Raw genomic sequence first — 12,587 nt, 5'->3', positions numbered from 1 at the left:
GACGCCTTGTCAGCGCGGTGCCCGATACACCGCTAGACCCCCGCCGCCCCCAGCAGCGACCCCGCCCCGTACGTCACCGCCATCGCCAGCGCACCGCCCGCCATGTTCCGCAGCACCGCCGGCCGGGGCGGTGCGGCCCCCAGGCGGGCGCTGCTCCAGCCGGTCAGGGCCAGGGCGAGGAGGACCGAGACGACCGTGACCGGGAGCCGCCAGGACGGGGGCGGGAGGACGATCGCCAGGAGCGGGAGCAGTGCGCCCACCGTGAAGGCGACGAAGCTGGCGGCGGCGGCATGCCAGGGGTTGGTGAGGTCCTCGGGGTCGATGCCGAGCTCCACGCGCGCGTGCGCGCGCAGCGCGTCGCGTTCGGTGAGCTGCTGGGCGGCCTCGCGGGCCACGTCCGCGGACAGGCCGCGGGCGGCCAGCAGCCCGGTCAGCTCCGCCAGTTCGGCCTCCGGCTCCTCCCGCAGCTCACGCCGTTCCTGCGCCAGCGCCGCCTCCTCCGAGTCGCGCTGCGTCGACACCGATACGTACTCCCCCGCCGCCATCGACATCGACCCGGCCAGCAGCCCGGCGAGGCCCGCCGTCAGGAGCGTGGAGCGCTCGTCCGTCGCCCCGGCGACGCCGACGACGATGCCCGCGGTCGACACGATGCCGTCGTTGGCCCCGAGCACCCCGGCGCGCAGCCAGTTCAGGCGCGCGCCGAGGGCTCCGCCGTGGGCTTCGTCATGCGTCTGATCGGTCACCCGGGGAGGGTCTCATCCGGGCCGTCACCACACGCGTACCGACCCGCCCGGCGCGAAGGCCGGGCTCGTCGCGTCGGGCGGGATCTCCGTGAGCGGCAGCGGTTCGGCGATCTCCGCGACCCGTGGTCCGCACTGGGCCGCGAGGGGGTCGAGGAGGCCGAGGTCGAAGCCGTAGACACGGGCCGCGTTCCCGCCCACCATGGCCGCGATCTCCTGCGTGGGCAGTCCGGCGTACGCGATCCGCAGACCTTCGCGGGAGTACGGCGCCGTACCTTCGTCGTGGGGGTAGTCGCTGCCCCACATGATCTTGTCGAGGCCGATGCGGTCGCGCAGCGGCACTTCGTGCGGGCGCATGAAGCTGGCGCCGACATAGCAGTTGTCGCGCCAGACCTCGCTCGGGCTGCCGCCCATCGAGCCCGCCAGGCCCGCGCCGAACTTCGACTCGGCGGTGGCGGCGCGGGTCGCCGCTGCCACGAGCCGGGAGTGGTAGTAGTCCAGCATCCCGATCACGCCGGGAATCCAGCCCGACCCCTGTTCGGTGAGGACCAGCTTCAGGCCGGGATGGCGGCGGAACGCCCCGCCGAACATCAGGTGCCACAGGGCCCGGTGCGAGAACCATGTGGTCTCCACCATGAAGACGGCGCGCGCGGCCGGTTCGTCGCCCAGCGGCGGCGAAGCCGAACCGCCGTGGTGGTTGACGGGCACGTCCAGCTCCGCGCAGACGGCCCAGATCGGGTCGTACGTCCGCGAGTAGAGCTCGGGCACACCGGAACCCGGTGGGGCGCCGGGCAGCAGGATGCCCCCGGTGAGGCCGGCGTCCTTGGTGCGGCGGATCTCCCGTACCGCCTCGTCCACGTCGTTGAGGAGGATCTGCGCGACGCCCGCCCGCCGGCCCGGCGCCGCGTCGCAGAAGTCCGCGAGCCAACGGTTGTGGGCCCGCAGGCCGGCCCAGCGCTGCTCGTACTCCGCCTTCGTCGGGGCGGGGGCCATGAGGGAGGCGCTGGGGAAGAACGGCGGGATGGTGTTCGGGAAGACGACCTCGGCGACGATGCCGTCCGCCTCCAGCTCGGCGAGGCGGCGGGCGGAGTTCCAGTTGCGGTCGGCGGTGTCGGCGAGGAGATCCTCGTAGGGATTGACGTACGTCGCCGCCCAGGCGTCGAAGTCGTCGTGGTGGCGCTTCTCCAAGTACGGCCTGTAGTCGAGGAGATCGGCGCCCGCGTGGCAGTCGGCGGAGATGACGGTGTACCGATCGCCGGTCATGGCGCGACCCCCAGCACCGGGAAGTCGTGGCCGGTCAGCCAGTGCCGGCCCGTCTCGCGCGACCGCGCCCACGACGCCTCGACCGCCGGCTGGTCGTCCGGCTGGCCCAGCTCCGCCGGAGTCGGGCCGATGCGCCGGGCGAGCGGGGCGAGCTTCGCCGTGTCGAAGCCGAAGACCTCGGCGGCGGCCAGGCCGAGGATGCGGCGGGTCTCGGTGACGGGGATGTCGTGGAAGGTGCGCTTCAGCCACGCGCGGGTGTCGGGCCAGGTGCCCTCGGGGTGCGGGAAGTCGCTGCCCCACAGGATGTTGTCGACGCCGATCTCGTAGCGCTGGGCGAGTTCGCGGCGCTTGGTGTTGGTGGCGCAGACGAAGACCTGCCGGTCGAGGTACTCGCTCGGCGGCCGCTTGAGCTCCGCGAAGGGGGACAGCTTCTTGCCGCCGTGCGCGCCCAGGTAGAGGCGGTCCATGAACCACAGCTGGTTCGGCAGCCACCAGCAGCCGGACTCCGCGACGCCGAACCTCAGCCCGGGGTGGCGCTCGAAGACGCCCGACCAGAGCAGGAACCACAGCGGCCTGGCCGGCCACCACGTGACCTCGGAGACGTAGATGCCGAGGTGGTCGCCGTACTCGTGGCGCGGCGCGGCGCCCGAGTGGGTCACCACCGGCATCCGGGTCTCGGCCGCCGCCGCCCACACCGGGTCGTAACGCCGGTCGTGGTACGGCGCCTTGTCGACCCACATCGAGGGGATCATCAGCGCGCCGAGCCCGGTTTCCCTGGCCCGGTGGATCTCGGCGACGACCTCCTCGACCTCTCCCGTGACGGGCAGGAGCGCGACACCGCAGTGCCGTTCGGGATTCTGCGCCACGAACTCGGCGAGCCACCGGTTGTGGGCCCGGGCGCCCGCCATGCCCAGGCGCGGGTCCTGGTCGCCGGAGAGGCCGAGGCCGACGCCGAAGGGCGCGGCGGTCCCGCTGTCCACGGCATCGGCGTCGGGGAAGACCACCTCGGCGGCCACACCGTCGCCGTCGAGCTCCTTCAGGCGCTGCGCCGCGTCCCAGCCGCCGCGCAGCCCCTCCGCGTTGTCCTCGAACCACTTGGCCGCGAACGCCTCGTTGCGTACGCCCAGGCGCGTCATCTCCTCGCGGCGGGCGTCGCGCTGCCCGAGGAAGTCGTCGAAGTCGCGGTGGAAGGCGCTGTCCAGGTAGGGCCGGTACCGCTCGGTCGGCAGACCGGCGTGGCAGTCGGAGGAGATGATCAGGTACGGGTCGCTCTCTTCTGTCATCGCGTGTCCTCCCTCGGTGGGGCCTCAGTCGAGAATGAACTTCTCCAGGTACGACGGATTGGAGCGGTCGAGCATCGACCGCGACCGCGCGCGGATCTGCCGGTCGCTGTGCTCGCTCGCCGGCAGCATCCAGAACCGGTCGGCCGTGATACCGTCCACGACGGTCTGCGCGACGTCCTCGACCGGGGTGAACTCGATCTCGTGCCCCGCCTCCCTCATCGCCGCCTCCCACTGGCCGAGGCTGCGGTACGGCGTCCTGCGCGGCCGTTCCTTGGCGTAGCGGGCGGGCCGGTTGCGGTGCGACTCCCACAGGCCCGTACGGAGCATGTGCGGTCCGGGGAACAGCACCGACGCGCTCACGGGAACGTTCTCCGCCCTCAGGTGGGCGTACAGCGACTCGGTCATCGTCACGACGGCCGCCTTGGTGACGGCGTACACGGAGGCGGTCGGCAGCGGTGCGATTCCGCCGTCGCCCGACGACGTGTTGACGACGTGCCCGGGTGCCCCGCCCGCGATCATCCGGGGAACGAAAGCCTGGATGCCGTGGAAGACGCCCCACACGTTCACCGCGAACGCCCACTTCCAGTCGTTCACCTCGTGCTCCCACATGCGGCCCTCGGCGCCGGAGCCGACACCCGCGTTGTTGCACAGCACGTGCACCGCGCCGAAGGTGTCGTACGCCGCGTCCGCGAGCCCGGTGACGGACTCCCGTTCGCTGACGTCGACGACGCGCGCGAGCACCTCGGCGCCCCCGGCCCGCAGCTCGGACGCGGCCTTCTCCAGCGCTGTCTCCTCCACATCGGCGAGTACGACCTTGAGTCCCCCGGCGGCGAACCGGCGCACCATCGCGAGACCGATGCCGCTCGCCGCGCCCGTGACCACGGCGACCTGCCCCTCCCGAAGCCGCATCAGACGCTCCCCTCCGGCGGGCCGTCGAGGATCTGCCGCGGGTCGTCGTAACGCTGGTGGATGTACGGGAGCAGTGCCCGCGCGCTCACGCGTTCCACCACGCGCCCGTTCTGGTCGGTGGTCTTCTCACCGATCGTGATCTCCACGACACGGTGTACGGGCAGATCCGCGACCGGGTCGTACATCGACTCGCGCAGCACCACGTCCCCGGCGATCCGCTCCAGCCTGCGCACCTTCTCGTTGCGGACGCAGTGCACGAGGACGGGGTCGGCGTCGAAGCCCCGGCCGTCCACGGCCGGCAGGAACTTGTAGTAGAAGTCGATCTTCCGGGCCGGTCCGGGCAGCGGCAGCGGCCCCTCGACGGCGCCCCGCACCTCGACGAAGGCGATGCCGTGCCGGGCGAGTGCCGCCCGTACGACCAGGCCGTCGCGGTCGACGGTCACCTCGCCCAGCTTCTTCGGCTCGCCGAAGACCTCACGGCCGCCGACGAGGGCCCGTTCATGGGTCATCGGCATGACGAGGGGGTACCAGCCGGCGACGCCGTCGTGGACCGCGGCGACCGCCACCGAACCCGCGCCCAGCGGGTACCCCGGCAGGTCGACCTTGCTGATGTTCGCCCGTACGAGCGGCCGCCCGGCGGGCTTGAGGGGCGGCGGCAGTACGGCCGCCACCGCGTCCGGGTCGCTTTCCCACAGGGCCACCACACCCGTGGACCAGATGTCCGGGAGCGCGGAAGCGGATGCGCGCGCCGCCGCGATCTCGGCCTCGGTCCGCGCGCCGTACCGTACGCGTGCCATGTCGTACCGCCCTTCGTCGGGAGGACCCAGGAACCTGTAACACTGTTACACCGACGCCGATGAAGGGGAAAGAGCCGTGCACGTACGGGATTTGGGGGCTCCATGCCACGCAGGACACAGGCCACGGGCGGGGAGAGCGGCACGGGCGGGGAGAGCGGCACGGGCGGCACGGGGCCACGCGGTCCGCGCTCCGCGCTGACCCGTGACGAGGTCCTGGAAGCGGCCGCGGCCCTCGTCAAGCGGCACGGGCCCGGAGCGCTCACCATGCGCAGGCTCGCCGCCGAACTCGGTACGGCGGTCACCTCGATCTACTGGCACGTCGGCAACCGCGAGTCGCTCCTCGACGCCCTCGTCGAGCGGACCGTCGAGGAGATGGGCGCGATCCGCCCGTCCGGCCGCACCCCGGCCTCCCGCATCGTCTCGGTCGCCCGGGGTCTGCGCCGCGAGCTGCTCGACCGCCCCCACCTGATCGCGATGGTCCACGAACGCGGCCTCACCGAGCGGATGTTCCTGCCCGCCCAGCGGGCCCTCGTGCACGAGGTGCACGCGGCGGGTCTGCGCGGCGCGCGGGCCGCCGAGGCCGTACGGGCGGTCCAGTTCCAGGCCGTCGGGCACGTCCTCGTCGAGCGCAACCGCGAACGCGCCCCGGTGCAGCGCCCCGGCGAGGAGGAGCTGTGGGACGAGCTGACCGCGGAACACGACCCGGCGCTGGCGCGGGCCCTGGCCCGGCCCGCCGATCCCGAACGCCTCTTCGTCAACTCCGTGAAGGCTCTGGTGGACGGTCTGCTCACCCGGGCGGACGGGGCTGTCAGTGACGGCCCGTATCCTCAGTGACCATGCTCGAAGACCAATCGACAGCAGCGCCGTGGCCGACCGCCTACCCGAAGGGGTACGCGGTCGTCGACGTGGAGACCACCGGGCTCGCGCGCGACGACCGGATAGTCTCCGCTGCCGTCTACCGGCTGGACTACCGGGGGGACGTCGAGGACCACTGGTACACGCTCGTCAACCCGGAGCGGGACCCCGGTCCCGTGTGGATCCACGGCCTGACGAGTGATGTCCTCGTGGGCGCCCCCCTGTTCCCGGACATCGCGGCCGAACTGTCCGAGCGGCTCGACGGCCGGGTGCTCGTGGCGCACAACGCGATGTTCGACTGGTCGATGATCGCCCGCGAGTACGCACGCGCCGCGCGCACCGCGCCCGTCCAGCAGCGGCTGTGCACCATCGCGCTCTCCAAGGAGCTGGGCCTGCCGCTGCCCAACCACAAGCTCGAGTCGCTGGCCGCACACTTCGGTGTCGTACAGCAACGGGCGCACCACGCCCTCGACGACGCGCGCGTACTGGCCGAGGCGTTCCGCCCGAGCCTGCACGCGGCGGCGCACGGCGGCGTGCGGCTGCCGCTGCTGGAGTGCCTGCCGCTCACCGAGTGGTCGGACTCGCCCGCGACGCCGAGGGTGGGCCACCAGGCGTCGTACCGGGGCGGAGGCATGGGCAGCTGGCGCCCGTCGCGCAAGCGGCCGGCGTGCCCGTACCCGAACCCCGGGCGGTACGAACCGGGCAAACTACTCAAGCAGGGCATGCGGGTGGCGTTCTCCGGCGACACCTCCGTGGACCGCGAGCTGCTGGAGGACCGCGCGGTGGAGGCGGGCCTGCACGTCGCGACGAGTGTGTCCCGGCTCACGAGCCTGCTCGTCACCAACGACCCAGGCTCGGCCACGTCCAAGACCGTCAAGGCCACGTCCTTCGGCACCCCCGTCGTCGACGAGGCCGCCTTCACCCAGCTGCTGCGGGACGTGTCTCCGGCAGACGGGTGATTGACGGCGACTCGCCCGCCGCCCACTCGCCCTGCCGCCGCCCGCGGTCCCACCCTGTGGCGCATGGCACGTTGTGAGGTATGCGGAAATGACTACGGCATGGCGTTCGAAGTGCACGCGCAGGGCGCGGTGCACGTCTTCGACTGCTTCGCCTGCGCCATCCACCGGATGGCACCCATCTGCGAACACTGCAGGGTCCAGATCCTCGGCCAGGGCGTGGAGGTCCAGGGCCGCTGGTTCTGCGGCGCCCACTGCGCACGCGCGGAAGGGAAGGTGGGCATCGTCGACAAGGTCTGACGCACACCTTCCGGCTCGCCCCGGCGGGTGACCCACCCGCCGGGGACCACCGCGCGCCAGGTACCGTCAAGGACGTGTACCGCTTCCTGTTGTCCCGGCAGTGGGTGATCCTCACCCTCCTGACGCTCGTCCTCATTCCCACCATGGTCGAGCTGGGTTTCTGGCAGCTGCACCGGCACGAGCACCGGGTCGCGCAGAACGAGCTGATCGCGGGAAACCTCAGGGCCCGGCCCGTGCCCGTCGACGGCATCACCTCCCCCGGTCACACCGTCCCGCGCGCCGACTACTGGCGCCGCGTGACCGCCACCGGCACGTACGACACCGCGCACGAAGTCGTCGTACGCCGCAGGACCGACGCCGACGACCAGGTCGGCTTCCACGTCCTCACCCCGCTGGTCATGGACGACGGCCGTGCCGTCCTCGTCAACCGGGGGTGGGTCCCCTTCGCCGCCGACCAGCAGGCGTTCCCCGAGGTCCCGGCCGCCCCCAAGGGCGAAGTGACCGTCACCGGGCGCCTCAAGGCCGACGAGACCACGGCGGGCAGCGGAATCAAGGACCTGAGCGGTCTGCCGCCCCGGCAGGTCATGCTGATCAACAGTGAGCAGCAGGCGAAGGCGCTCTCGCGGCCCGTCCTCGGCGGTTACATCGAGCAGAGCGAGCCCGTCCCGGCCGGCCCGAAGCCGCAGCTCGTGCCCGAGCCGGAAGCCGACTCGATCGGTCCGCACATGGCGTACGCCGTGCAGTGGTGGCTGTTCGCGGCCGCGGTGCCGTTCGGCTGGTTCGTTCTCGTACGCCGCGAAAAGCGCGACCGCGCCGCGGCGGCCGAGTCCGGCGCGGGCGACGGCGCACCGGCCGAGCCCGCCACCGCGGACGCGTGAACCGGCCCGCCCGGCACCGGCCCGGGGCCCGCCGGGCGGCACGGTCCGGCATCGCTTAACGCCCTGCCCGCGTGGGAACACGAGTGTGCGTGACCCAACGCATCGAGGACTACGCGCTCATCGGGGACCTCCAGACCGCGGCACTGGTCGGCAAGGACGGTTCCATCGACTGGCTCTGCCTGCCCCGCTTCGACTCGGCCGCCTGCTTCGCCGCGCTGCTCGGCGACGAGGAGAACGGCCACTGGCGCATGGCCCCGGCCGGCGCGGGCGCCTGCGCGAGCCGCTCGTACCGCGGCGACTCCCTCATCCTGGACACGGTGTGGGAGACCCGTTCCGGCTCGGTCAGGGTCACGGACTTCATGCCGCAGCGCGACAAGGCGCCCGATATCGTACGGATCGTGGAGGGTCTCTCCGGCGAGGTGACGATGCGCTCCACACTCCGGCTGCGCTTCGACTACGGCAACATCGTGCCGTGGATGCGCCGCACGGGCGGGCACCGGGTCGCCGTCGCGGGCCCCGACGCCGTGTGGCTGCGCGCCGAGCCCGCGGACCGGGTGAAGAGCTGGGGCCAGCAGTACACGACCTACTCGTCGTTCACCGTCGCCGAGGGCGAGAAGGTGGCATTCATCCTGACCTGGCACCCTTCGCACGAACCGGAGCCGCCCTTCACCGATCCGTACGAGGGCCTGGAGCACAGCCTCCAGGACTGGGAGGACTGGGCCGCCCTCTGCTGTTACGAGGGCCCCTACCGCGAGGCCGTGCTGCGCTCCCTCATCACGCTCAAAGCCCTCACCTACGCCCCGACGGGCGGCATCGTCGCCGCACCCACCACCTCGCTCCCGGAGGAGATCGGCGGCGTACGCAACTGGGACTACCGCTACTGCTGGCTGCGCGACTCCACCCTGACCCTCGGTGCGCTCGTCGCCGCCGGCTACATCGCCGAGGCGGCGGCCTGGCGGGACTGGCTGCTGCGCGCGGTCGCCGGCGATCCGGCCGACCTCCAGATCATGTACGGCCTCTCCGGTGAGCGCCGGCTGCCCGAGACGGAACTGCCGTGGCTGAGCGGGTACGAGGGGTCCAAGCCGGTCCGTACCGGCAACGCGGCCGTCAAACAGCTCCAGCTCGACGTGTACGGCGAGGTCATCGACTCCCTCCACCTGGCCCGTGCCTGGGGCCTGCGCCCCAAGCCGCACGCGTGGAACCTCCAGCTCAGCCTGCTCGGCTTCCTGGAGTCCAACTGGCGCGAGCCGGACGAGGGCCTGTGGGAGGTCAGGGGGCCGCGCCGGCACTTCGTGCATTCGAAGGTGATGGCGTGGGTGGCGGCCGACCGCGCCGTACGCGCCCTGGAGGAGGACCCGGCGCTGCACGGCGACGCGGACCGGTGGCGGGCGATGCGCGACGAGGTGCACCGGGAGGTGTGCGAGCGGGGATACGACCCCGAGCGCAACACCTTCACGCAGTACTACGGCTCCAGGGAGCTCGACGCCGCCACGCTGCTCATCCCCCGGGTCGGCTTCCTGCCGCCGGACGACCCCCGGGTCGTCGGAACGGTCGAGGCGGTGCAGTCCGAGCTCAGTCACGGCGGTTTCATCCGCCGCTACAGCACCGACGGCCTCACCGTCGACGGGCTGCCCGGCGACGAAGGAACTTTCCTCGCCTGCTCGTTCTGGCTCGTCGACGCGCTGCGGATGACGGGGCGAGTGAAGGAGGCCCGGGAGCTCTTCGAGCGCCTGCTGACGCTGCGCAACGACGTGGGGCTGCTCGCCGAGGAGTACGATCCGGCCTCCGGCCGGCAGCTCGGGAACTTCCCCCAGGCATTCAGTCATATCGGTCTTGTGGGGTCCGCTCTCGCCCTCGACGGGGGTGAGACGGCAGGATGACCCCATGGATCTTGAACTGAAGGACCGGGTGTACGTCGTCACCGGAGCCGGCCGCGGGCTCGGTTTCGCCTCGGCGCGGCAGTTGACGGCGGACGGCGCGAAGGTCGTGGTGAGCGGCCGGGACGAGAAGGCGGTGGCCGACGCCGCCGCCGAACTCGGGCCGAACGCGGTCGGTGTCGCCGCCGACAACGCCGACCCGGCGGCCGCGGAGCGCCTGATCGCTGCCGCCCGCGCGCACTTCGGGCGCTTCGACGGCATCCTGATCAGCGTCGGCGGCCCGCCGCCGGGCGTCGCTGCCGAGAACACGGACGAGCAGTGGCAGGCGGCCTTCGAAACCGTCTTCCTCGGGGCGGTACGGCTCGCCCGCGTGGCGGCGGCCGAGCTGTCCGAGGGCGGCGTGATCGGCTTCGTCCTCTCCGGCTCGGTCCACGAACCGATCCACGGCCTCACCATCTCCAACGGCCTGCGGCCCGGCCTGGCCGGCTTCGCGAAGTCGCTCTCCGACGACCTGGGCCCCCGCGGCATCCGGGTGGTGGGCCTCCTGCCGGCGCGGATCGACACGGACCGGGTGCGGCAGCTCGACGCGCTGTCCGGCGACGCGGAGGCCGCGCGCGCGGCGAACGAGTCCCGCATTCCGCTGCGGCGCTACGGCACGCCGGAGGAGTTCGGCAAGGCGGCGGCGTTCCTGCTGTCCCCGGCGGCGTCCTACCTGACCGGCATCATGCTCCCGGTCGACGGCGGCGCCCGTCACGGCTTCTAGGCCCAGGCCCCCAGCCCACAACGGGGGGCGGGGCCGGACGCCCTTCGGGCATCCGGCCCCGGCCCCGAAGCACAGGGTCGGTCAGCTCACCCGCCGGGCTCCGTGCTTGACCTCGCGCAGGCGGACCTCCGTCGGAAGCGACTCCAGGCCCGCCGAGTCCCGCGCATGGGTCAGCGCCCCCTGGGTGAGCCCGGACAGCGTTTCGGCCGGTTCGGCGTGGGGTGCGAGGAGGAGCGCGACGCGCGCCCGGGGCGCGTCCCGGCGCCCGGCCAGCGTCACGTTCGCCTTCTCGACCCCGTCCAGCGTCCGCGCCTCCTCGGCCAGCACGTGCTCCAGCGCCCGCCCCCGCAGCACGGCTCCCTCACCGTCACCGCTGTCGAGCAGCACTTCGGCGAGCCGGTGCCGGCGCAGCTGGGCGAGCAGCCACCACAGCGCGAGCAGGACGAGTACGGCGAGGACCGCGATGACGACCGGCCACCACCAGCCCTCGTCCCGCCACCGCGTGCGGTCCGCGTCGCTCAGCAGCACATCGTCGCGCCCGTCGAAGGGCCACCACGACGGAACGGACATCCCGAGCCCGGTGGCGAGCACTCCTCCGCCGACGGCCAGCAGCACCAGACCCGTGAGCCCGAGCAGGACCCGGTTGACCTTCTTGGGCATCGCTCGTCACCCCTTCTTCGCCGGACGGCCGACGTGCACGGACAGGCCGGGCCGGCCGGCCAGGCCGAGCTGCCTGATCCCGGCGGTGAGCGCCGTGTCCAGGTCGCCGCGCACATCGTCGAGTTCACGGAAGTGCGACTGAGCTCGCACCCGCACCTTGGAGCGCCCCACCGCCACCCGCACGGACTGCACGCCGGGCACCTCCATGGCCCGGTCGCGGAGCATCATCGCGGCGGCCTTCCGGTCGAGTCCGGCGCGGATGTCGGCGGACGTACGCCGCATGGGCAGGATCGCGCGCAGGCCGGGCGTGAGCGCGAGGAGCAGCAGCCACAGCCCGAGCGCCGCCGCGACGCCCGCGCCGACGAGCACCCAGGTGTCGTCCAGGGGCCGCGTCGCCAGACCGTCGGCCAGCTCGCGCCGCCAGCGCATCGCGGGGTGACCGGCCCGTACCGCCGAGATGTCGTACAGCAGGAGACCGGCGCAGCCGATCGCCAGCAGGGCGACCAGCGCGGCCGGCACCCGCCGCGCGGACCAGAAGCGCCCGGCCTTCCCGCCGTCCTCCTCCTGGAGGGTCGGCACCGGTTCGCGCACGGGGGCGGACGAGCCGTCCTGCTCGCGGGAGATGACGGGAAGCCGCTGCGTACGGCCGTTGTCTCCGGTCTCACGCGGGTCGCCCGTACCACCGGGGCCGTCGCGCTCGGGCCGGGATCCGGGTCCGGGTCCGGGTCCGGTCATCGGATCCTCCCCCGCGCCGTGCGGGCCTGCGCCGAGTGCAGCCGCTCGACATGAACGGCCACCTCGGACACTTCCATGCCCGCCAACGTACTTACTCCCTGGGCGACTTCACGCCGTACCGCACCGCACTGCCCGCCGATGTCCGACGGGTAGCCCAGTTCGAGGACGACCCGCACCCGCGCCCTGTCGTGGTGCACGGTCACCGTCGCGTGCGGTGCCTTGCCGCCCTCCGGCACCTTTCCGAGTGCCTCGCGCGCCGACCTGGCTGCGATCTTCGCGACGACCCGGTCGGCGATCCGGGTCGCTCCGCGCTCGGCGGCCTCGACCTGACCGGTGGCCATCGCGGGGGTCACCTCGGCCGGCCGCCGCGCTCACCGGCGCGGAAGAAGTCGCCTGGTTCGAGGTCGCCGTCGGCGAACTTGCCCACTACGAAGCCGATCGCGCCCAAGGCCGCCACCAGCAGAAATGCTCCGAACCCACCGAAGTACCCGGCGAACCCGAGCGCCATACCGGCCACAAGGCCAACCACCGCCATGCTCATCCTGCTGCTCCCTCTATTGGAGACGTGGAT

The 12,587-nt window shown here is 72.6% G+C and carries 15 protein-coding genes; 6 read left to right on the top strand and 9 right to left on the bottom strand.

Annotated features, from left to right (window positions below):
* Positions 1 to 32: 32 nt before the first annotated feature.
* The 5 genes from AS594_RS26655 to AS594_RS26635 are packed head-to-tail and all read right to left on the bottom strand — an operon-like array spanning position 33 to position 4,992.
* Positions 33 to 743: a VIT1/CCC1 transporter family protein gene (locus AS594_RS26655; protein WP_069929395.1), complete on the bottom strand. Its 711-nt coding sequence runs from the start codon at positions 741 to 743 to the stop codon at positions 33 to 35.
* Between the two features lie 24 nt (positions 744 to 767).
* Entirely contained in the window at positions 768 to 2,003 is a 1,236-nt protein-coding gene (locus tag AS594_RS26650; RefSeq protein ID WP_069929394.1) for an amidohydrolase family protein, read from the bottom strand.
* The gene (locus AS594_RS26645) at positions 2,000 to 3,286 is read right to left on the bottom strand and encodes an amidohydrolase family protein (RefSeq protein ID WP_069929393.1); all 1,287 of its coding nucleotides are present in this window, start codon (positions 3,284 to 3,286) and stop codon (positions 2,000 to 2,002) included. Before AS594_RS26645 ends, AS594_RS26650 begins: the two co-directional genes overlap by 4 nt.
* Before the next feature lie 24 nt (positions 3,287 to 3,310).
* Positions 3,311 to 4,195, bottom strand: a complete 885-nt coding sequence (locus tag AS594_RS26640; protein ID WP_069929392.1) for an SDR family NAD(P)-dependent oxidoreductase — start codon at positions 4,193 to 4,195, stop codon at positions 3,311 to 3,313.
* Positions 4,195 to 4,992: an acetoacetate decarboxylase family protein gene (locus AS594_RS26635; RefSeq protein WP_069929391.1), complete on the bottom strand. Its 798-nt coding sequence runs from the start codon at positions 4,990 to 4,992 to the stop codon at positions 4,195 to 4,197. The genes AS594_RS26640 and AS594_RS26635 overlap by 1 nt, the downstream gene beginning before the upstream one ends.
* A 102-nt stretch (positions 4,993 to 5,094) precedes the next feature.
* On the opposite strand from AS594_RS26635, the gene AS594_RS26630 reads away from it, so the two are divergent.
* The 6 genes from AS594_RS26630 to AS594_RS26605 all read left to right on the top strand — a co-directional run bounded on the left by AS594_RS26630 (position 5,095) and on the right by AS594_RS26605 (position 10,621).
* Complete coding sequence (locus AS594_RS26630; RefSeq protein ID WP_079144391.1) at positions 5,095 to 5,826, top strand: TetR/AcrR family transcriptional regulator; 732 nt, start codon at positions 5,095 to 5,097, stop codon at positions 5,824 to 5,826.
* The gene (locus tag AS594_RS26625; protein ID WP_069929390.1) at positions 5,823 to 6,806 is read left to right on the top strand and encodes a DEDDh family exonuclease; all 984 of its coding nucleotides are present in this window, start codon (positions 5,823 to 5,825) and stop codon (positions 6,804 to 6,806) included. Before AS594_RS26630 ends, AS594_RS26625 begins: the two co-directional genes overlap by 4 nt.
* 63 nt (positions 6,807 to 6,869) lie before the next feature.
* Entirely contained in the window at positions 6,870 to 7,103 is a 234-nt protein-coding gene (locus tag AS594_RS26620; protein WP_069929389.1) for a hypothetical protein, read from the top strand.
* A gap of 74 nt (positions 7,104 to 7,177) precedes the next feature.
* Positions 7,178 to 7,981 carry an SURF1 family cytochrome oxidase biogenesis protein gene (locus AS594_RS26615; protein WP_069929388.1) on the top strand — a complete coding sequence of 268 codons (804 nt, stop codon included), beginning with the start codon at positions 7,178 to 7,180 and terminating at the stop codon, positions 7,979 to 7,981.
* 89 nt (positions 7,982 to 8,070) lie between these two features.
* Positions 8,071 to 9,861 (top strand): glycoside hydrolase family 15 protein, encoded by a 1,791-nt coding sequence (locus AS594_RS26610; RefSeq protein ID WP_069929387.1) that lies wholly within the window; start codon positions 8,071 to 8,073, stop codon positions 9,859 to 9,861.
* Positions 9,862 to 9,865: 4 nt separating this feature from the next.
* Positions 9,866 to 10,621, top strand: a complete 756-nt coding sequence (locus AS594_RS26605; protein WP_069929386.1) for an SDR family oxidoreductase — start codon at positions 9,866 to 9,868, stop codon at positions 10,619 to 10,621.
* Positions 10,622 to 10,702: 81 nt separating this feature from the next.
* On the opposite strand, the gene amaP is transcribed toward AS594_RS26605, so the two are convergent.
* The 4 genes from amaP to AS594_RS26585 are packed head-to-tail and all read right to left on the bottom strand — an operon-like array spanning position 10,703 to position 12,557.
* On the bottom strand, positions 10,703 to 11,281 hold the full coding sequence (amaP, locus tag AS594_RS26600) for an alkaline shock response membrane anchor protein AmaP (protein ID WP_069929385.1): 579 nt from the start codon (positions 11,279 to 11,281) through the stop codon (positions 10,703 to 10,705).
* Positions 11,282 to 11,287: 6 nt separating this feature from the next.
* The gene (locus AS594_RS26595; RefSeq protein ID WP_079144392.1) at positions 11,288 to 12,016 is read right to left on the bottom strand and encodes a DUF6286 domain-containing protein; all 729 of its coding nucleotides are present in this window, start codon (positions 12,014 to 12,016) and stop codon (positions 11,288 to 11,290) included.
* On the bottom strand, positions 12,013 to 12,357 hold the full coding sequence (locus tag AS594_RS26590) for an Asp23/Gls24 family envelope stress response protein (protein WP_069929384.1): 345 nt from the start codon (positions 12,355 to 12,357) through the stop codon (positions 12,013 to 12,015). Before AS594_RS26590 ends, AS594_RS26595 begins: the two co-directional genes overlap by 4 nt.
* Before the next feature lie 8 nt (positions 12,358 to 12,365).
* The gene (locus AS594_RS26585; protein WP_069929383.1) at positions 12,366 to 12,557 is read right to left on the bottom strand and encodes a hypothetical protein; all 192 of its coding nucleotides are present in this window, start codon (positions 12,555 to 12,557) and stop codon (positions 12,366 to 12,368) included.
* Between the last annotated feature and the right edge of the window lie 30 nt (positions 12,558 to 12,587).

The organism is Streptomyces agglomeratus, from assembly GCF_001746415.1.
Lineage (GTDB): Bacteria > Actinomycetota > Actinomycetes > Streptomycetales > Streptomycetaceae > Streptomyces > Streptomyces agglomeratus.
This window is presented reverse-complemented; position numbering and strand designations above follow the sequence as displayed.